The following is a 19,829-nucleotide window of genomic DNA, read 5'->3' as shown; positions in this document are numbered from 1 at the left end:
TCGCTGAAGAATAGCTCAGCGCCGGTATCGGATGGCTAACCAGGTGGCCTCGGTTTGGCCATCGGAGGTCTACGGCCGGTCACATTCCGGTAGCGACAGGTCGATCGCGGCCGCCGCCTCGAGGACCATCCACGCCGACAGCTGCACCGACAGATCGCGTTCGGGGACCTCCGAGGCATCACCGCACCCGCCACGAACTGGGCTTTCTTGCCGGCGGCCGTAGGGATGACGGCCCTGCTGCGCCAGTCGCTGCCGAACACGACGCGGCCGCGGACCTCGGTGCGGTTCGCCCACGCCGCATCGGCACTCGAGGCCACGATTCGGGCTGCCCGGGCACGCAATTCATCCGATCCGTCGACATCCGGGAGGTCGGTGGCGATGAGCCCGAGATAACGGGCGAGCACCCCGTGGAACAGGCCGCCGTCGCCACCGCCGCCGCCCTTGATCACCCCGTCGGTGCAGGAGTGCTTCTCGACGGCACCGAGGAGGCGGGCCAGACGGTCCAGATGGCGCTGTCCGCCGGTCGCGCGGAAGGCCTCGAGTTCGGCGCCGAGGACGACGCCCTGACAGTAGGTATAGGTGCCGGTCTCGGCCTTCAGCGAACCGTCGGGCTGCTTCTTCAGGCCGTCGATGACGAGGTGCGTCTTCGGGTCGATGAGGTTGGCGTCCATCCAGTCACACATCGCGACCGCGCGTTCGACGTGACCGGTACGGGCGACCAGGATGGCCGCGGGGCCGTTCGCCGGGGCGTTGAAGAACTGGTCGGTGGTGCGCCAGGGGATACCGCCCCCGTCCTCGGGAACCCAGGCGTCGAGCATGCGCCGGGTCAGGACCTCCAGGCCGCGTCGATGGTCGAGGTCGAGGTGACGGTCGGCGCGTTCGATCGCCAGTCCCAGCCACGCCATGTCGTCGTAGTAGTTGTTCGTCCACCGTCCGAGGTTGCGCACCTTGATCCCGCGCAACACCCGGTTGGCGTCGTCGGCGACATCGGGGTCGAAGGAGCGGTCTCCGTGTGCCGAACCTTCGGGTCTGTGGATCGCGGCGTCGACGAGGAGGTCGACGAGATGTGCGTGCCACCAGTAGTGCCAGGATCCGAGATGCGCCGCGACGAACCCGATCGGCCAGGCGACCGCCGCCGTCCGCGTCGCCGGCAGCCAGAAGGCGCGCTGCAGATGCCGCGCCGCGACGGCGTCCATGGCGGCCTGCGCGCGCTCGTTGGCGTCGTGCGCGTCGGTCGATTTGGTTTGTTCCCCCACAAGGACGTAGCCTAGTCGTCGGTGTGATGCACAACCGTGCGTCGTATCGGTTCAACCAGAGACCGTTGGTCGTCGGGAACTCCCGAACGAAGGCGCGACGAAGTCGCCGGCCCACGCAGGATGAACGAGGAATGTGGTCCCACACATCAGTGTGCGTCTTCACGCCCCGTGCCTGCGTGCCGGGGCGTTTGTCATTTCCGCCCTCGATCGCCTCCACGGCCCGTCGCTCAGTTGAACCCGACCAACTCAAGTGACGAGGAGAGGAGGCGAAGTATGGCCAAGTCCGAAAAGGTCGCCGCTGTTGCGGAGATCGCAGAGCAGTTCAAGGGCTCCTCGGCGGCAGTGGTCACGGAATACCGTGGACTCACCGTCACCCAGATCTCCCAGCTGCGACGTTCCCTCGGCGAGGGTGCAACCTACTCCGTCGCCAAGAACACCCTGGTGAAGCGTGCCGCAGCTGATGCGGGCGTGGAAGGGCTCGACGAGCTGTTCACCGGTCCGACCGCCATCGCCTTCATCGAAGGTGAGCCGGTTGTGGCCGCGAAGGCGATCAAGACGTTCGCCAAGGACAACAAGGCTCTGGTCATCAAGGGCGGGTACATGGACGGCCGCGCGCTGTCCGTTGCCGAGATCGAGCAGATCGCCGACCTTGAGACCCGTGAGGTCTTGCTGGCCAAGCTCGCCGGCGCCATGAAGGGCAACTTGGCTAAGGCAGCCGGTCTGTTCAACCAGCCGGCATCGCAGGTCGCGCGTCTCGCAGCGGCCCTGCAGGAGAAGAAGAACGAAGCCGGCGAATAACTCGCCGCACCAAGCCAATCCCCGGACCGTACGGGGATGCACACCAACCCCGTACGGGGACTTACAGGAAGGACGCCACCATGGCGAAGCTCACCGCTGACGAGCTCATCGAGCAGTTCAAGGAACTGACCCTGCTGGAGCTCAGCGATTTCGTGAAGAAGTTCGAAGAGGTCTTCGAGGTCACCGCGGCCGCTCCGGTCGCCGTTGCCGCTGCCGGTGCCCCGGCTGCTGCCGGTGGCGAGGCCGCTGCCGAGCAGGACGAGTTCGACGTCATCCTCGAGGGTGCCGGCGACAAGAAGATCCAGGTCATCAAGGTCGTCCGCGAGGTCGTCTCGGGTCTGGGCCTGAAGGAAGCCAAGGACCTCGTCGAGGGTGCTCCGAAGGCTCTCCTGGAGAAGGTCGACAAGGACGCCGCCGAGGCTGCCAAGGCCAAGCTCGAAGAGGCCGGCGCCAAGGTTTCCGTCAAGTAAGACTCTTCTTACGCGACTCACGAGCCCGGGACAGCATTGCTGTCCCGGGCTTGTTGCTGTTTGGGCACTCGACTCTCGTGGCGGCCTGACTTCCAGACCTCATTTCGACGTTGCGACCTCGATCGAAGTCGCAGCGTCGAAATGAAGTCTGAGAGTGGCTCGCTCAGGCGGCCGCGAGCCCCAACTTCACGAGCCAGGGTCTCAGGAGGCCGACCAGCTCTCCTCGTTCGAGCTCGGCCCACGTCCAGCGGACCACCATGATCCCCATGGCTCGCAGGGCGTCCTCGCGCCGCTTCTCGCGTAGCAGTGCCTCTCGTGGGGTCTCTCCGGGGCGCATTCCGTACTTCTGGAGTCCGTCGAACTCGCCGACGAGCCGACCGTCCCAGTCGAAGTCCGCCCGCGCCTCGCCCTGTGATGTCCGGAACCTGTGCTGCAGGCGTGGGACGGGGAGTCCGGCTGCGATCATCTGGGCGCGGCTCCACGATTCACCTACGCTCTCCGACGACGAGTCGGCGAACGACAGGGCGCGTCGTGCGATTCTGGTCCCGGGCCGCCGTGATCGTGCGTCGAGGATGGCTGTCATGGCCGATGGATCGGCCTTCATCGCCAGCGCTCGGTCGAAGGCCACGAGTGCTTGCGCGAAGTCGCCGTTCGTCGCGACGTCGACCGCAGTGCGCTCGAGTGTCGTCACCTCGATCCCGTCGACGATCTTGATCTCGGCGGATGTCAGCGGACCGTTGTGCACATGTCGGTGGCCGCGCACGAAACCGCCCGCGTTCGACTTCTTGGTGAGATGGACAGCTTCGCGGTCGGGGTGGAGGAGTTCCAGGCCGAGGATGGCTGCGGCCGAATCATGACTCAGCGTCGTCGTGCCGCGATCGCGCGCCGAGGTCGCCACCGCGATGGACCGCAGGCGATGGGCCGCGGTGGGATCGGCAGTGTCGGGGGTGGCTTCCACGTAGACCCCTGGCGCCAGTCGGATCAAGTCGCCCCCGTCCACCGCCGCTGCGACGGTGTCGTCGGTGATGCCGACCCGCAGCGTCGATTCGCGCCGTATGAGTCCGTGTCGATCGGTCGGGAACCAAGTCATGAGGATTGGACGCACGAGGCGCCTTCTCGGTTCAATTTCCATCGCCGAAACGGACACTTCCCGAGTGACCTGGGACTCTGCGTCCGGCATCACATCCGGCGCTGATGTCCGACTTCCCTCACTTCGTTCCATCGGCTAATGTCATCGACGCAGCGAGAGTTACCGGCTGGTAGCTTTCGCGGGCGCAAGCTGAGTGACTCCGGTCGCATGGTTGGTGGTCCCTGGTCGGTTACAGTGACCCCAACCACAAATGCCACCGGTGGGTGTGCGGTCACACCGTGGCCGCCTTCGGGGGCAGCGATCGTCTGGAGGAAGTTGTGGGTGTAGAGGTCAGTGTCGAGGGGCTCACCAAGTCGTTCGGTTCTCAGAACATTTGGCGTGATGTCACTCTGACCCTCCCGGAGGGGGAAGTCTCCGCGCTGCTCGGTCCGTCGGGTACCGGTAAGTCGGTGTTCCTGAAGACCTTGATCGGTCTGCTGCATCCCGAGCAGGGTTCGGTGATCATCGACGGCACCGACATCACGCAGTGTTCGGCCAAGGAACTCTATGAGATCCGCAAGCTGTTCGGTGTGCTGTTCCAGGACGGTGCGCTGTTCGGTTCGATGAGCCTGTTCGACAACATCGCGTTCCCGCTTCGTGAGCACACGAAGAAGAAGGAGAACGAGGTCCGCGACATCGTGATGGAGAAGATCGACCTGGTCGGTTTGACCGGTGCCGAGGACAAGCTCCCCGGTGAGATCTCCGGTGGTATGCGCAAGCGTGCCGGTCTGGCCCGCGCGCTGGTGCTGGATCCGCAGATCATCCTGTGCGACGAGCCGGACTCGGGTCTGGATCCGGTGCGTACCGCCTACATCTCGCAGCTGTTGATCGACATCAATGCGCAGATCGACGCGACGATCCTGATCGTGACGCACAACATCAACATCGCCCGGACGATCCCGGACAACATCGGCATGCTCTTCCGCAAGGAGCTGGTGATGTTCGGTCCGCGCGAGCAGTTGCTCACCTCGGAGCAGCCGGTGGTCAAGCAGTTCCTCTCCGGTGATCGTTTCGGTCCGATCGGCATGTCCGAGGAGAAGGACGAGGCCGTCCAGAAGCAGGAAGAGGCCATGCAGGCCGCGGGTATCTCCGGTGGTGGTACCAAGGAGGACTTCACCGAGATCATCCCGCAGGTGCAGCCCAATCCCGGTATGCCCGAACGTAAGGCGATCGCCCGTCACCGTGAGCGCGTCCACGCGATGCTGCCCGACCTGCCGGAGAACGCGCAGGAAGCGATCCGCCGCAGCCAGGAGCAGGAAGACCAGATCCGCGAGGAGAGCCGCGCGCACGCCGAGGACATGGCGGGCGGCGGCGGCGGACGCCACGGCGGAGACAACGAGTGGACCAGCGCTCCCGCCGGGAACGTGGCCGTCGCCGACGCCAAGACCGACGTCATCGACTACGGCGGCAGCGATGCGCCCACCGAACAGTGGCAGACGCCCGGTGGCGGCGACGCACTGACCAAGCCCAGTCATCGTGCTGCTGACGGGAACGAAGGGCGGACCATCTAGGGATGACCAATGCCACCACGCGTGGCGTCGACCGAATCGCGCAGGCCGGAACAGGTGCTCTCGCCCAGACCGGCAATATCGTTCAGCTCTTCGTCGATGTTGCACGCCAGACCTTTGTGCGCCCGTTTCAGTGGCGGGAGTTCATCCAGCAGGCGTGGTTCATCGCCAGTGTGACGATCCTGCCGACCGCCCTGATCGCGATTCCGTTCGGCGCAATCGTCTCCTTGCAGACGGGTTCGCTGATCAAACAGCTCGGCGCCGAGTCGTACACCGGCGCGGCCAGCGTGTTGGTCGTCATCCAGCAGGGGTCGCCACTGGTGACCTCGCTCCTCATCGCGGGTGCGGCCGGATCGGCGGTTGCCGCCGACCTCGGTTCGCGCACCATCCGTGAGGAGATCGACGCCATGGAGGTGCTGGGCATCAACCCGATCCAGCGCCTCGTGGTCCCACGTGTGCTGGCCATGGTCCTGGTCGCGATGCTGCTCAACGGCCTCGTCGCCGTGATCGGTATCGGTGGTGGTTACTTCTTCAACGTGGTGGTGCAGGGCGGCACCCCGGGCGCCTATCTGGCGTCGTTCGGTGCGCTCGCCCAGCTGCCCGACCTGTACGTGTCGACGCTGAAGGCAGCCATCTTCGGTGTGCTGGCCGGCGTCGTCGCCTCCTACAAGGGGCTCAACCCCAAGGGTGGCCCGAAGGGTGTGGGTGACGCCGTCAACCAGAGCGTCGTCATCACATTCCTGCTGCTGTTCCTCGCCAACCTGATCATCACGGCGGTCTACCTGCAGATCGTCCCACCGAAGGGGAGCTAGCGTGACCGATGGTGGCGGCGGCGTGACGATCGCCAAGAGCAGGCCTGAGTACTACATGTACGAGGCCCGCAAACAGCTGGGCAAACCGCTCAAGGTGCTCGACGGTGCCGGCGAGCAGATGTCGTTCTACGGCCGCACGCTGGCGTGGATGCCGAAGACGCTGGTGCATTACACCCGTGAGGTCCTGCGCCTGCTCGCCGAAGTGGCCTTCGGTTCGGGCGGACTCGCGGTCATCGGCGGAACCATCGGCGTGATGGTGCTGATGTCGGGCTTCACCGGCGTCGTCGTCGGCTTGCAGGGTTACGCCGCACTCGACCAGATCGGGTCGCAGGCCCTGACCGGCTTCCTGTCGGCCTACGTGAACACCCGTGAGGTGGCGCCCCTCGTCGCAGGCCTCGCCCTGTCCGCGACCGTCGGCTGTGGCTTCACCGCCCAGCTCGGCGCCATGCGTATCTCCGAGGAGATCGACGCCCTGGAGACGATGGCCGTGCCGTCGATCCCGTTCCTGGTGTCGACCCGCGTGATCGCCGGCTTCATCGCCGTCATTCCGCTGTACGTGCTGGGTCTGTTGTCGGCGTATCTCGCCTCGAGAGTGGTGACGACCGTCTTCAACGGGCAGTCCGGCGGCTCCTACGACCATTACTTCAACCTGTTCCTGCCGCCGGCCGACGTGCTCTGGTCGTTCGGCAAGGTGCTGGTCTTCGCCTTCGTCATCATCCTGGTGCACTGCTACTACGGCTACTACGCATCCGGGGGTCCCGCAGGTGTGGGCGTGGCCGTCGGTCACGCGGTCCGAGCGGCGCTGGTCCTCATCGCCGTCCTCGACTTCTTCCTGGGACTCGCGATCTGGGGCACCACCACGACCGTGCGAGTGGGGGGTTAGCAGATGGCGGTCCTGCGCCGACGACTGCTCGGCTTGGTCTTCTTCATCGTGGTCGCACTGTTCCTCACCGCGACCATCACCAAGTTCAACAAGACGTTCCAAGACTTCACCGACGTCACCCTGCTGACCGACTCCACCGGCAACGCGCTTCCCGCGAACGCCGACGTGAAGGCGCGCGGCATGGTCGTCGGCGAGGTCCGCGAGGTCAAGCCGGCGCCCGACGGTTCGGTGGAGGTCATCCTCGGCCTCGATCCGACCAAGGCCTCGGAGCTGTCCGACAAGACCACCGCGCGCATCCTGCCGAAGACGCTCTTCGGTGAGCGGTACGTGGCGTTGCAGGTTCCCGAGGACAACAACGGTCCGACGCTGAAGAACGGCGCAACCATCGAGACCGACAAGAGCGGCAATGCTCTCGAGGTCCAGCAGTTGTTCGACGACCTGCTGCCGGTGCTCGAGGCGATCCCGCCGCAGGATCTCAACGCCACGCTCACCTCGCTGTCGAAGGCGCTGTCGGGTCGCGGCGAGCAGATCGGCACCACGCTCGAGGAGCTCGACCAGATCTTCGGCGAGGTCAACAAGAACCTGCCCGACCTCGAGGGCACCCTCGAGGGCCTGGCCACCTTCTCGCAGACCTACTCGCAGGCGCTGCCCGACGTCGTCGACGCGCTGGACTCGTTCCGCACCACGTCGAACACCATCGTCGGACGGCAGGGCGATCTGCGGACCCTGATCGCCACGCTCGGTGTGGCCTCCGATGACCTCACCGGTTGGCTCCGCCAGAACCGAACCGACCTGATCGACCTCGCCGTCGATTCCGAACAACTGCTCGTCGGGCTGGCCAAGCAGTCTCCGACGTTCGTGTGCACGTTCCGCAATTTCGCCGGTCTGATCCCCGAGTCTCGAGTCATCGTGGGCGAGGGCACCAAGAACCCGGGCGTGCGCGTGAACCTGCAGTTCGTCAATCCCCGTGGCCGATACCTACCGAACCAGGACGAACCCCGCTTCATGGACCTCGATCCACCCGCCGTGTGCTACGAGCCCGCCAAAAACGGTCGCCCGTTCCCGCAGTACCCGGGTGGCGGCCTCGCCGACGGCAGCTACCAGCCGCCGTCACGCAACGCAGGCCCGCGCACCGTCAAGACGCTCCCGCAGCCGCAGTTCAGCGGCATCCCCGCGGGATCGGTCGAGCCCAACCCGTTCGATGACCCGGACTACCGCAAGCAGCTCCAGGTCATCTACGGCGCGACCACCGGTGAGACGCCGGAGTCGGTGCCGACCTGGGTCACGATGCTCGCCGGCGGCGCCCTCCAGGGAGCGAAGGTCGACATCAAATGAGGTCGATCATCGCGCCCCTCGTCAAGCTGATCGTCTTCGCGGTCGTCACCGTGGTCACCACCAGCCTGCTCGCGCTGACCATCGCGAACGCCGGTGGTGACGGTGACGCGAAGTTCAAGGCCGTCTTCACCGACGCCACGCTGCTCAATGCGGGCGACGACGTCCGCATCGCGGGCGTCCGGGTGGGACAGGTGGAGAAGGTCGAGGTCTACGACCGCAACCGGGCCATGGTCTCGTTCAACGTCGACCGTGACCGGCTGCCGGACGGCACCCAGCTCTACATCCGCTACCGCAACCTCACCGGTCTCCGGTACCTCGGTCTGGAGCGGGGGGCGGGCGACCCGACGAAGACCGTGGCGCAGGGCCACACGTTCGGGCTGGAGCCGGGCCGCACCGACACGCATCCGCCGGTGAACCTCACCGAACTGTTCAACGGGTTCCGTCCGCTGTTCCAGCAGCTGTCGGCCGAAGACGTCAACAAGCTGACAGAGCAGATCATCGCGATCTTCGACGGTCAGGGCGGCTCGATCACGCGCCTGGTCAGCGACACCGCGGACCTGACGAATGCGATCGCCGACAAGGACAAGGTCATCGGTGACCTGATCGGCAACCTCACCAAGGTGCTCGACACGGTCAACCGCAACGACGCGCAGTTCACCAGCCTCCTCGACAACACCGAGAAGCTGGTGACCGGCCTTGCCGCACAGCGCGGTTCGGTGGGCTCGGCAATCTCGTCGGTGTCCAACCTGACCTCGGTGACCGCGAACATCCTCGGTGCGACGCGACCCTCCATCCAGGGCGACATCGCCGGTCTGAAGTCGCTCGCCGATCAGATCAACAAGCGCGACAAGGACATCGAGCAGACGCTGACCAACCTGCCGATCAAGCTGCAGAAGATCGGCCGGGCCGCGACCTTCGGTTCCTGGTTCCAGTTCTATCTGTGCGGCATCGACATCGTCGCCGGCAACGGCAAGTCGACGGTGCTGACACAACCGCTGGTGCCGTTGCCCGACATCAATCACGTGCTCTACACCAGCGCCGCGACGCGCTGCTGGACCGACGAGAAGCCAGGGGGGTGACCACGATGGCAGACCAGAACGACAACCAGGACGACGCAGCCCGGGCGGATGCGCCGAAGAAGCACCCCCATCGCCGGTTCGGTGGTCGACGCAGTCCGGTGAGCATCGGTGCCATCGGCATCCTGATCCTGATGATGCTGGGACTCAGCGCGTTCTACCTGACCGACGTCCCGTTGCTCGGTGCCGGAGCCCGCTACACCGCGAAGTTCTCCGAGGCCGCCGGGCTCAAGCCCGGTAACGAGGTGCGCGTCGCCGGTGTGAAGGTCGGTGAGGTCGACGCGGTGAAGCTCAACGGCGACAAGGTCGACGTGACCTTCAAGGTGGAGAACACCTGGATCGGCGACCAGACGCAGGCGTCGATCCAGATCAAGACGATCCTGGGTCAGAAGTTCCTGTCGCTGAACCCGCGCGGCAGCGAGCCCGCCGATCCCGACGTCCCGCTGACCGACACGGTCGCCCCGTACGACGTCATCGAGGCGTTCTCGGCCGCCGCGAATCAGATCGAGGACTTCGACAACGACCAGCTGGCCGAGTCGATGCGCGTGCTCTCCGACGCCTTCTCGGGCACCGCGGGCACCACCGGTCCGGCGCTCGACGGGCTGGCGCGTCTGTCCAACACGATCGCCAGCCGCGACCAGGAGGTGCAGAAGCTCCTCGCCGCCACCAAGGACACGTCGAAGCTGCTGGCCGACCGCAACGAGGAGTTCGTGCGCCTCATCGGCGGTGCGGGACAGCTCCTCGACGAGCTCAACAACCGGCAGCAGGCCATCTCCGCGCTGCTCGCGAGCACGACGAGCCTCGGCGACTCGCTCACCGGCATCGTGCGCGACAACGAGGAGCAGATCGGGCCGGCGCTCGACGCGCTGAAGGGCGTCAATGAACTGCTGCAGCGTCAGAACCAGAACATCCGGGACTCGATCAAGTACATGGCGCCGTTCTACCGGCTCTACGCCAACGCGCTCGGCAACGGCCGCTGGCTCGAGTCGACCGTGGTGAACCTCCTGCCGCCGGCCCTGCCGCAACAGAACACCACACGTCCGCCGAACAAGAAGACGCTGGAACAGAACAACGGCGGAACGGAGGCAGGCTGATGACCGCGCCAGACCTCACACAGACCTCCGGTCCCGGCCGGTGGTTCACACCGCGCCACATCGTGGCGCTCGTCCTCGGGCTGATCATCGCGCTGGTTGTCGCCGGCGCGCTGTGGTGGGTGTTCTCTTCGATGGGGACCACCAAGATCACCGCGACATTCAAGCGTTCCGTCGGCATCTACGAGGGTTCCGACGTGCGCATCCTCGGCGTCGCCGTGGGCAAGGTCGACTCGGTGACTCCACAGGGCGACACCGTGAAGGTGACGATGACCGTCGACCGCGGCATCACGCTGCCCGAGGACGTCCGTGCCGTGCAGGTGATCCCGTCCGTGGTTGCCGACCGCTACATCCAGCTGACCCCCGCCTACTCCGGCGGACCGAAGGCCTCCCGCGACATCACCCTCGATGTGAACCAGACGATGGTTCCGGTGGAGGTCGACGAGTTGTATCGCAGCGTCAAGGAACTGTCGGACGCGCTCGGTCCCGACGGCGCCAACAAGCAGGACGGCACCGGCCGCCAGGGCGCGGTGAGCGAACTCGTCGCGACCAGTGCCGCCAACCTCGAGGGCAACGGCGAGAAGCTCGGCGAGGCCATCGAGAACCTGTCGAAGGCCACCACGACCCTCAGCGATTCGCGGGGCAACCTCTTCGACACCGTCAAGAACCTCAACACCTTCGTCGGCGCGCTGCGCGAGAACGATGCCCAGGTGCGGCAGTTCAACACGCAGATGGCGTCGTTCAACAAGTTCCTCGCCGGCGAACGCGACCAGCTCGCGTCGGCCCTGAACAAGCTGTCGTTCGCCCTCGGCGACGTGGCGGAGTTCCTCGACGACAACCGCGAGCAGATCGGCGAGACCGTCAAGGACCTGCAGCCGACGACGCAGGCGCTGCTCGACGAGAAGAACAACCTCAAAGAGGTCCTCACCGTCCTGCCGATCACCATCAGCAATCTGATCAACGCCTACGACGCGGAGTCGGGAACCCTGTCGATGCGCCTGACGATCCCGGATCTGCAGGACCTGATCGGTGCGCAGTGCCGCCTGCTCGACCTCGGTCAGTTGCTCCCGGGCAACCCGCAGGCCACGCAGTTCAGCAACACGCTGCGTCCGCTGATCAGCCAGTGTGAGGCGCTCGGCAAGCAGATCACCGACGGTGTGCTCGAGCCGCTGCTGCCCGTGCTGCCCTTCGGCATCATGAGCAACAACAAGCTGCAGAAGGCGCCCGTGCCCGGCACGGTTCCCGGTAACCCGGATCCCGAGATCGGAACCCCGTCGTCGCGGACTCCCGCGCCGCCGGCGGCACGCGCACCCGCATCGTCGTCGACCACCAAGTCGACCACCCCACGTCCTCGGGGAGGCAACTGATGAACCGACGCACCATGCGGATGACGCTGGCCGGTGCGGTCCTGTCGCTGACCGTGCTGGTGTCGGGTTGTATGTCCAACGGCATCCAGTCGCTGCCGCTACCCGGCGGCGTCGACACCGGCGACAACGCACGCACCTACAAGATCCAGTTCGACGACGTGCTCGACCTGGTGCCCCAGTCGATGGTCAAGCGGGACGGCATCCCCGTCGGCCGCGTGACCGCGGTCGAGGTGCCTGATGACCAGTGGTTCGCCCAGGTCACGGTCGAGGTCAAGAACGAGGTCGACCTGTCCGACAAGGCCGAGGCGAGCGTTCAGCAGACCTCGCTGCTCGGCGAGAAGTTCGTGTCCCTGTCCGAGCCGGACGGCAGCGCCGACGCGCCGCGGCAGAACCCGGCCCAGCCGATCCCCACGTCGCGAACCCGTACCGCGACCGACATCGAGCAGGTTCTCGGAGCGCTGGCGCTGCTGCTGACCGGCGGCGGCATCAACCAGATCCAGCCGATCGTCACCGAGCTGAACAAGACGCTCGACGGCCGGGCCGGCAAGGTCCGCGACCTCATCGACCAGACCGAGAAGCTCATCGCCGGCCTCAACCGCCAGCGTGACGACATCATCGGCGCGATCGACGGCCTCGCCGACCTGTCCGAACGGACCGCGGCGCAGACCGATCAGATCGACCGCATCCTCAAGCAGCTGCCCGAGGGCATCGAGGTGCTGGAGGAGCAGCGTCCGCAGTTCGTCGACCTGCTGACCAAGCTCGACCAGCTCGGTCAGGTCGGCACCGACGTGCTCGGCAAGTCGCGCAAGGCGCTGATCAACGACCTCAAGGCACTGCGTCCCGTGCTCACCCAGCTCGCCGCTGCTGCGCCCGATGCGATCACCGCCGCACCGCTGGTCCTGACCCATCCGTTCCCGGACTGGCTGCTGCCCGGTGTCAAGGGCGACTCGACCAACCTGTTCATGACGTTGGACCTCCGGCTCCTCAACCAGCTCGAGGCGCTCGGCGTGGGGCAGGGGACACCGAAGTACTCGCCCCCGGCCCGGGTGAAGGTGCCTGTCGATCCGCGGAACCCGTACTACAACGGCAACGGACCGCGCTACGGCTGGCCGACGATCACCCTGTTGCCGCCCGGCCCTAACTGGCGTCCCGGACCGAACACCCCGCCGTCCGGCGGTCGCTACCCGGCGGCATCGTTCTCCCGGTCCGCCGACGGCGCCGGCCCGATGCCCACACCCGCCAAACCCGGACAGGGCGTTCTCGACGGCCCGCTCGCGGCGATGGGTCTGGCGCCGAAGTCGCAGACCCCTGAGGCACCGACAGGAGCAGGACGATGATCAGCAAGCTCGTCAAGATCCAGCTGATCGTGTTCGTCGTCGTCGGCCTGGTGGCGCTGGTCTATGTGGGCGCGAAGTACGCGCGACTCGACAAGCTGGCCGGCGTCGGCATGTACTCGGTCACCGCGCAGCTGCCCGACTCCGGCGGCATCTTCACCAACGCCGAGGTCACCTACCAGGGTGTGCCGGTGGGGCGCGTCGGCGGACTCACGCTGACCAAGTCCGGCGTCGACGTGAAGCTCGACATCGACAAGGGCGGCCCGGACATCCCGGCGTCGGCGACCGCCGTCGTCGCCTCGCGATCGGCGATCGGTGAGCAGTACGTCGACCTGCAGCCGACGACCTCGTCGGGTCCGTACCTCAAGGCGGGCGACGTCATCACCAAGTACCAGCTGCCCGAGCCGCTCGAGGACGTCGTGAAGTCGGCCATCGACTTCACCTCGTCGATCCCGGTCGACGACCTGCACACGGTCATCACCGAACTCGGCAAGGCGTTCAACGGTCAGAGTGAGAACCTCACCCGCCTGGTCGATTCGCTCGGCAAGCTGTCGCGCGCGGGCGTCGACAACCTGCCCGAGGTCGTCTCGCTCATCCAGGATTCCAATGTCGTGCTCGCCACGCAGGCAGACCAGTCGGATGCGATCCTCACGTGGTCGCGGAACCTCGACCTGGTCACCGCGACCCTCGCGAGCTCCGACCCCGACCTCCGACGTCTGCTCACCACCGGCACGCTGTCGGCCACGCAGATCTCCGAGCTGATCCAGAAGAACGGCAACGACATCTCCAAGGTGGTGAAGGATCTCGCCGAGGTGTCCCGCACCATCGAGCCGGCGACCTACAACATCTCGACGACCTTCGCGATGCTCTCCGCTCTGTCGGCGGGCAGCCACTCACCGGCACCCGGCGACGGCCAGATCCACTTCGGCGTCGTCCTCGAGACCAACAACCCGGCGGCCTGTACGCGGGGCTATGGCGGCACCGACGCGATCATGGCGGAGATGCGGCGCAAGAACCCGAACTTCGACAAGCACTACGACGACTTCCCGTTCAACACGGAGGCCAAGTGCACTGTGCCGCTGGGCAACCCGACGGGTGTGCGCAGTGCGGAGCGTGCGAAGTACGCCAACCCGGCGTACCCGCAGCCGTGGGATTCCACGCCGAAGAAGGACCCCGACAAGCTGAACCTCAACCCGCTGGCCCAGCAGCTCGCAGCGCTGCTCGGCGTGCGGCCCAAGTAGACGACGCAGGCCTTCCAGGGCTCCGGTTCCGCTTCGTGCGGACACTCGGGCCTTGGCCTGCGCTCAGGAGCGATCTATACAGTGTCTTCTGCTATGACTGGCACCCCCGAACCCACAGGTTCTGCATCGACCGGCTCGACCGATCCGGATGCAGGTCCGACCGAGAAGAACACCGGCACCCGACCCGCGCTGAGGCGGCTCGCAGGCGTCGCGCCGCTTGCGCTGGCGATCGTCGCGGTGATCGCGGCGGTGGTGTGCGTGGCCGTGTTCGGAGTGCGTGCCTACGACGTCTATGCCAACCAGTACCCGGCGCAGCAGACGCGTGACGACGCGACCCAGGCGGCCGAACAGGCCGTCCTCAACATCACCACGATCGATCCCGCCGACCTCGACGGTTTCCGGGAGCGCGCCGAGGCGTCGCTGACCGGCAAGGCCAAGAACGAGGTGCTCGGCGGCAAGGACGGGAGCGTCCTCGACATGCTGTCGAATGCCGGCCCGGACGCCGCCAAGCTGAGCGCCCGCCTGGTGCGCAGCGCGCCGAGCGAGGTCAACCCCGACGAGGGCAAGGCGAAGGTCCTCGTCTACGTCATCACGACCCTCGAGCGGCCCGGCCAGCCCGGCGTCGACGAGACGCGCGGATTCGACGTCAGCATGATCAAGGACGGCGACACCTGGAAGGCCGAGAACCTCCTCGGCCTGGAAGGCATCGCCTACGCCGACGCGGGACAGTCGGGTAACGGACAGGCGCCCGCGCCGGCACCGGGAGGCGGAAACTGATGGCCCAGAACCCGAAGAAGCCCGCAGGCAAGCGTCGTCCGACGCCGAAGGTCGCCGGACACACCCGTGCCACGCAGCCCGGGCAGACACCCGATGCCCCCGAGGTCGATGCGTCGGCACCCGCGCTCCCTGAGGTGCAAGGAGCGAAAGCCGCCGGGCCGGGCGAGCGGAGCGAGTCGACGAGCCACGAAGGGTCCGGTGACGACACCTCGAGCTCCGTCGACGCCGCCGACACCGACACCGCCCCCGCGAAGCCCGACCTCACCAAGCCGAAGACCAGGCCCGTCTCCCGGGTCTCGACCCTGCGTCCCAGCGCAGCCGGCAGAACCGATGAGGACACCTCGTCGAACCGCCCGATGGGCCGGCCCGGCCGGCAGGGGAGTGCCGAGGGCAGGAAGAAGCGTGCGGCCCCGCTCGCGGCGATCCTCGCCGCGGCCGCGGTGGTCCTCGGCATCGTCGCCGTGGTCCTCGCCTTCCATCCCGGTGCCGACGTGGGTCCCAACAAAGCCTTCGTCGACCAGGAGGCCACGTCGCAGTTGACCGGGCAGGCACAGGAACGGATCTGCGCGATCTTCGGTTACGAGCACACCGAACTCGACGCCTGGCAGAAGCGTGCCCAGGATGCGTTGACCGGTCAGGCGCGGGAAGAGTTCGACAAGACCTTCAAGGCGCAGAAGGACCTGATCACCCAGACCAAGACCGGTGCCGAGTGCCGGGTCGACGCCCTCGGCGTCAAGGATCTGACCGGCGGCGGCGACGGCGCCCACGCGACCGTGATCGCGAACATGATCATCAGCGAGACGCAGAACAGCATGGCCACCAACAGCGGTGCCCCGCGTGCGCAGTTCGCCATGGTCAAGGAGGGCGACACGTGGCGGATCCAGGGCGTCGAGCCCTTCTGATCCGGGCGTGACCGCCAGGCGGTCGGACGACTCCGGGGACAAGTTCGCGAAATTGGCGCGTACCGCTTGACGTTTCGGCGTTGTCAGGCCAGGCTGTGACCAGCGATTGACGTGCAGGCAGCCACCCGTGCGAAATCGTTTCTCGACGGACTTGACAAAGGACGTCTATTTTCTGCTACAGTTGGACGTTGCGCTGGCTGCCTCCTGTCCATCTATCGATCCTTCTTCGGCCACTCCTTGTATGTGTGTGCTGCGGTGATCGCCGATCTCAGGGTGTCACCAGCGAACGGCCCATCAAGCCACCGCACATCTAGGTTGTGAATAACGTCGTGTTGGAAGGACGCATCTTGGCAGTCAACCGCCAGTCCACCTCAACAATCCCCGGCGCGCCGCATCGCGCGTCGTTTGCAAAGATCAGCGAGCCGCTGGAGGTTCCCGGCCTCCTCGACCTCCAACTCGATTCCTTCGAATGGCTCGTCGGGTCCCCGGAGTGGCGCGCCAAGGCGATCGCCCGCGGAGAAGAGAACCCGACGGGCGGGCTGGAGGACATCCTCCACGAGCTGTCCCCTATCGAGGACTTCTCCGGGTCGATGTCCCTGTCGTTCTCCGAGCCGCACTTCGACGAGGTCAAGGCCTCCGTCGAGGAGTGCAAGGACAAGGACATGACCTACGCGGCGCCGCTGTTCGTCACCGCTGAGTTCATCAACAACAACACCGGTGAGATCAAGTCGCAGACCGTCTTCATGGGCGACTTCCCGATCATGACCGACAAGGGCAGCTTCATCATCAACGGCACCGAGCGTGTCGTGGTGAGCCAGCTGGTCCGCAGCCCCGGCGTGTACTTCGACGCCGCGATCGACAAGGCCACCGAGAAGACCCTGCACACCGTCAAGGTGATCCCGGGTCGCGGTGCGTGGCTGGAGTTCGACGTCGACAAGCGCGACACCGTGGGTGTGCGTATCGACCGCAAGCGCCGTCAGCCGGTCACCGTGCTGCTCAAGGCCCTCGGCTTCACCACCGAGGAGATCACCGAGCGCTTCGGCTTCTCCGAGATCATGATGTCGACCCTGGAGAAGGACAACACCGCCAACCAGGACGAGGCGCTGCTCGAGGTCTACCGCAAGCTGCGTCCGGGTGAGCCGCCGACCAAGGAGTCCGCGGAGAACCTCCTGGAGAACCTGTTCTTCAAGGACAAGCGCTACGACCTCGCCCGTGTGGGCCGCTACAAGGTCAACAAGAAGCTGGGTCTGACGGGCAACCCGATGACCGGCGAGTCGACCCTGACCCGCGAGGACATCATCGCGACCGTCGAGTACCTGGTGCGTCTGCACGAGGCCGACCCGCACACGACCACCTACATGACCGTCCCCGGTGGTGTGGAGGTTCCCGTCGAGGTCGACGACATCGACCACTTCGGCAACCGTCGTCTGCGTACCGTCGGCGAGCTGATCCAGAACCAGATCCGCGTGGGCCTCTCGCGTATGGAGCGTGTCGTGCGTGAGCGCATGACCACCCAGGACGTCGAGGCGATCACCCCGCAGACCCTGATCAACATCCGTCCCGTCGTGGCGGCGATCAAGGAGTTCTTCGGCACCAGCCAGCTGTCGCAGTTCATGGACCAGAACAACCCGCTGTCGGGTCTGACCCACAAGCGTCGTCTGTCGGCGCTGGGCCCGGGCGGTCTGAGTCGTGAGCGTGCCGGCCTCGAGGTGCGCGACGTCCACCCGTCGCACTACGGCCGTATGTGCCCGATCGAGACCCCTGAGGGTCCGAACATCGGTCTGATCGGTTCGCTCTCGGTGTACGCACGGGTCAACCCGTTCGGTTTCATCGAGACCCCGTACCGCAAGGTCGTCGACGGTGTCGTCACCGACGAGATCCAGTACATGACCGCTGACGAGGAGGATCGCTTCCTCATCGGTCAGGCCAACACCAACTTCGACGGCAGCGGCCGTATCACCGACGAGCGTGTGCTGGTGCGCAAGAAGGGCTCCGAGGTGGAGTTCGTGGGCGCCACCGATGTCGAGTACCTCGACGTCTCGCCGCGCCAGATGGTGTCGGTCGCGACCGCGATGATCCCGTTCCTCGAGCACGACGACGCGAACCGCGCCCTGATGGGTGCGAACATGCAGCGTCAGGCCGTGCCGCTGGTGCGCAACGAGTCGCCGCTGGTCGGTACCGGTATGGAGCTCCGTGCCGCCGTCGACGCCGGTGACGTCATCGTGTCGTCCAAGACCGGTGTGGTCGAAGAGGTCTCGGCCGACTACATCACCGTCATGTCCGACGAGGGCACCCGTGACACCTACCGGATGCGCAAGTTCGCGCGTTCGAACCACGGCACCTGCGCCAACCAGCGTCCGATCGTGGACGAGGGCCAGCGCGTGGAGGCCGGCCAGGTCCTCGCCGACGGCCCCTGCACCGAGAACGGTGAGATGGCGCTCGGCAAGAACCTGCTCGTGGCGATCATGCCGTGGGAGGGCCACAACTACGAGGACGCGATCATCCTGTCGCAGCGCCTCGTGGAAGAGGACGTCCTGACCTCGATCCACATCGAGGAGCACGAGATCGACGCCCGCGACACCAAGCTCGGTGCCGAGGAGATCACCCGGGACATCCCGAACGTCTCCGACGAGGTCCTCGCCGACCTCGACGAGCGCGGCATCGTGCGCATCGGTGCCGAGGTCCGCGACGGCGACATCCTGGTCGGCAAGGTCACCCCGAAGGGCGAGACCGAGCTGACCCCGGAAGAGCGTCTGCTGCGTGCCATCTTCGGTGAGAAGGCCCGTGAGGTTCGCGACACCTCGCTGAAGGTGCCCCACGGCGAGACCGGCAAGGTCATCGGCGTGCGCGTGTTCAGCCGCGACGACGACGACGATCTCGCGCCGGGCGTCAACGAGCTGGTCCGCGTCTACGTGGCCCAGAAGCGCAAGATCCAGGACGGCGACAAGCTCGCCGGTCGTCACGGCAACAAGGGCGTCATCGGCAAGATCCTCCCTCAGGAGGACATGCCGTTCCTGCCCGACGGCACCCCGGTCGACATCATCCTGAACACCCACGGTGTCCCGCGTCGTATGAACATCGGCCAGATCCTGGAGACCCACCTCGGGTGGATCGCCAAGGCCGGCTGGAACATCAACGTGGCCGAGGGCGTCCCGGAGTGGGCCTCGAACCTGCCCGAGGACATGTACTCGGCGGAGCCCGACACCAACACCGCCACCCCGGTGTTCGACGGTGCGCGTGAGGAGGAGCTGACCGGACTGCTGTCCTCGACGCTGCCCAACCGCGACGGCGAGGTCATGGTCAACGGCGACGGCAAGGCGACGCTGTTCGACGGTCGTTCCGGCGAGCCGTTCCCGTACCCCGTGGCGGTCGGCTACATGTACATCATCAAGCTGCACCACCTGGTCGACGACAAGATCCACGCTCGTTCGACCGGTCCGTACTCGATGATTACCCAGCAGCCGCTGGGTGGTAAGGCGCAGTTCGGTGGTCAGCGCTTCGGTGAGATGGAGTGTTGGGCGATGCAGGCGTACGGCGCCGCCTACACCCTGCAGGAGCTGCTCACCATCAAGTCGGACGACGTGGTGGGCCGCGTGAAGGTCTACGAGGCGATCGTCAAGGGCGAGAACATCCCGGAACCGGGTATCCCCGAGTCGTTCAAGGTGCTTCTGAAGGAACTTCAGTCGCTCTGCCTGAACGTCGAGGTGCTCAGCTCCGACGGTGCCGCCATCGAGATGCACGACACCGACGACGAGGACCTGGAGCGCGCTGCTGCCAACCTCGGAATCAACCTGTCGCGCAACGAGTCGGCAACCGTCGACGACCTCGCCAACTGATCCTCACCACTGAC

15 protein-coding genes and 1 pseudogene are annotated in these 19,829 nt (G+C 66.1%); 14 read left to right on the top strand and 2 right to left on the bottom strand.

Annotated elements, in window-relative coordinates:
- Positions 1-69: 69 nt before the first annotated feature.
- Positions 70-1,256: pseudogene (locus BJF87_RS08865) on the bottom strand (glycoside hydrolase family 76 protein).
- A 273-nt stretch (positions 1,257-1,529) separates the two neighbouring features.
- Between BJF87_RS08865 and rplJ the strand changes: the two are divergent.
- Positions 1,530-2,054, top strand: a complete 525-nt coding sequence (rplJ, locus tag BJF87_RS08860; RefSeq protein WP_006358233.1) for a 50S ribosomal protein L10 — start codon at positions 1,530-1,532, stop codon at positions 2,052-2,054.
- An 80-nt stretch (positions 2,055-2,134) separates the two neighbouring features.
- Complete coding sequence (rplL, locus tag BJF87_RS08855; protein WP_006358234.1) at positions 2,135-2,524, top strand: 50S ribosomal protein L7/L12; 390 nt, start codon at positions 2,135-2,137, stop codon at positions 2,522-2,524.
- A 163-nt stretch (positions 2,525-2,687) separates the two neighbouring features.
- On the opposite strand, the gene BJF87_RS08850 is transcribed toward rplL, so the two are convergent.
- Positions 2,688-3,614, bottom strand: a complete 927-nt coding sequence (locus BJF87_RS08850) for a hypothetical protein (protein ID WP_035753266.1) — start codon at positions 3,612-3,614, stop codon at positions 2,688-2,690.
- 317 nt (positions 3,615-3,931) lie between these two features.
- On the opposite strand from BJF87_RS08850, the gene BJF87_RS08845 reads away from it, so the two are divergent.
- The 12 genes from BJF87_RS08845 to BJF87_RS08790 all read left to right on the top strand — a co-directional run bounded on the left by BJF87_RS08845 (position 3,932) and on the right by BJF87_RS08790 (position 19,815).
- On the top strand, positions 3,932-5,164 hold the full coding sequence (locus tag BJF87_RS08845) for an ABC transporter ATP-binding protein (protein ID WP_042375440.1): 1,233 nt from the start codon (positions 3,932-3,934) through the stop codon (positions 5,162-5,164).
- Positions 5,165-5,166: 2 nt separating this feature from the next.
- Positions 5,167-5,973 (top strand): ABC transporter permease, encoded by an 807-nt coding sequence (locus BJF87_RS08840; RefSeq protein WP_006358237.1) that lies wholly within the window; start codon positions 5,167-5,169, stop codon positions 5,971-5,973.
- A gap of 1 nt (position 5,974) precedes the next feature.
- The gene (locus tag BJF87_RS08835) at positions 5,975-6,856 is read left to right on the top strand and encodes an ABC transporter permease (protein ID WP_006358238.1); all 882 of its coding nucleotides are present in this window, start codon (positions 5,975-5,977) and stop codon (positions 6,854-6,856) included.
- A gap of 3 nt (positions 6,857-6,859) precedes the next feature.
- The gene (locus BJF87_RS08830; protein ID WP_006358239.1) at positions 6,860-8,191 is read left to right on the top strand and encodes an MCE family protein; all 1,332 of its coding nucleotides are present in this window, start codon (positions 6,860-6,862) and stop codon (positions 8,189-8,191) included.
- Positions 8,188-9,270 (top strand): MCE family protein, encoded by a 1,083-nt coding sequence (locus tag BJF87_RS08825; protein WP_006358240.1) that lies wholly within the window; start codon positions 8,188-8,190, stop codon positions 9,268-9,270. The genes BJF87_RS08830 and BJF87_RS08825 overlap by 4 nt, the downstream gene beginning before the upstream one ends.
- A 5-nt stretch (positions 9,271-9,275) precedes the next feature.
- A complete protein-coding gene (locus BJF87_RS08820; RefSeq protein WP_006358241.1) occupies positions 9,276-10,361 on the top strand; it encodes an MCE family protein in 1,086 nt (361 codons plus the stop codon).
- Positions 10,361-11,725, top strand: a complete 1,365-nt coding sequence (locus BJF87_RS08815) for an MCE family protein (protein ID WP_006358242.1) — start codon at positions 10,361-10,363, stop codon at positions 11,723-11,725. The genes BJF87_RS08820 and BJF87_RS08815 overlap by 1 nt, the downstream gene beginning before the upstream one ends.
- Positions 11,725-13,062 carry an MCE family protein gene (locus BJF87_RS08810; protein WP_006358243.1) on the top strand — a complete coding sequence of 446 codons (1,338 nt, stop codon included), beginning with the start codon at positions 11,725-11,727 and terminating at the stop codon, positions 13,060-13,062. The genes BJF87_RS08815 and BJF87_RS08810 overlap by 1 nt, the downstream gene beginning before the upstream one ends.
- Complete coding sequence (locus BJF87_RS08805) at positions 13,059-14,300, top strand: MCE family protein (RefSeq protein ID WP_075862953.1); 1,242 nt, start codon at positions 13,059-13,061, stop codon at positions 14,298-14,300. The genes BJF87_RS08810 and BJF87_RS08805 overlap by 4 nt, the downstream gene beginning before the upstream one ends.
- Before the next feature lie 93 nt (positions 14,301-14,393).
- On the top strand, positions 14,394-15,077 hold the full coding sequence (locus BJF87_RS08800) for a hypothetical protein (RefSeq protein WP_006358245.1): 684 nt from the start codon (positions 14,394-14,396) through the stop codon (positions 15,075-15,077).
- Positions 15,077-15,979 carry a hypothetical protein gene (locus tag BJF87_RS08795; protein ID WP_035753262.1) on the top strand — a complete coding sequence of 301 codons (903 nt, stop codon included), beginning with the start codon at positions 15,077-15,079 and terminating at the stop codon, positions 15,977-15,979. The genes BJF87_RS08800 and BJF87_RS08795 overlap by 1 nt, the downstream gene beginning before the upstream one ends.
- Before the next feature lie 347 nt (positions 15,980-16,326).
- A complete protein-coding gene (locus BJF87_RS08790) occupies positions 16,327-19,815 on the top strand; it encodes a DNA-directed RNA polymerase subunit beta (protein WP_042375549.1) in 3,489 nt (1,162 codons plus the stop codon).
- The last annotated feature ends 14 nt before the right edge of the window (positions 19,816-19,829 follow it).

Origin of the sequence: Gordonia sp. CNJ-863, from assembly GCF_001942325.1 — a bacterium.
GTDB lineage: Bacteria > Actinomycetota > Actinomycetes > Mycobacteriales > Mycobacteriaceae > Gordonia > Gordonia alkanivorans.
This window is presented reverse-complemented; position numbering and strand designations above follow the sequence as displayed.

Bases quoted from the DNA above. Each gene is read 5' to 3' on its own strand.
- BJF87_RS08825 (WP_006358240.1), top strand. From the start codon at position 8,188: ATGAGGTCGATCATCGCGCCCCTCGTCAAGCTGATCGTCTTCGCGGTC.
- rplJ (WP_006358233.1), top strand. From the start codon at position 1,530: ATGGCCAAGTCCGAAAAGGTCGCCGCTGTTGCGGAGATCGCAGAGCAG.
- BJF87_RS08815 (WP_006358242.1), top strand. From the start codon at position 10,361: ATGACCGCGCCAGACCTCACACAGACCTCCGGTCCCGGCCGGTGGTTC.
- BJF87_RS08795 (WP_035753262.1), top strand. From the start codon at position 15,077: ATGGCCCAGAACCCGAAGAAGCCCGCAGGCAAGCGTCGTCCGACGCCG.
- rplL (WP_006358234.1), top strand. From the start codon at position 2,135: ATGGCGAAGCTCACCGCTGACGAGCTCATCGAGCAGTTCAAGGAACTG.
- BJF87_RS08800 (WP_006358245.1), top strand. From the start codon at position 14,394: ATGACTGGCACCCCCGAACCCACAGGTTCTGCATCGACCGGCTCGACC.
- BJF87_RS08810 (WP_006358243.1), top strand. From the start codon at position 11,725: ATGAACCGACGCACCATGCGGATGACGCTGGCCGGTGCGGTCCTGTCG.
- BJF87_RS08850 (WP_035753266.1), bottom strand. From the start codon at position 3,614: ATGACTTGGTTCCCGACCGATCGACACGGACTCATACGGCGCGAATCG.
- BJF87_RS08830 (WP_006358239.1), top strand. From the start codon at position 6,860: ATGGCGGTCCTGCGCCGACGACTGCTCGGCTTGGTCTTCTTCATCGTG.
- BJF87_RS08840 (WP_006358237.1), top strand. From the start codon at position 5,167: ATGACCAATGCCACCACGCGTGGCGTCGACCGAATCGCGCAGGCCGGA.
- BJF87_RS08820 (WP_006358241.1), top strand. From the start codon at position 9,276: ATGGCAGACCAGAACGACAACCAGGACGACGCAGCCCGGGCGGATGCG.
- BJF87_RS08805 (WP_075862953.1), top strand. From the start codon at position 13,059: ATGATCAGCAAGCTCGTCAAGATCCAGCTGATCGTGTTCGTCGTCGTC.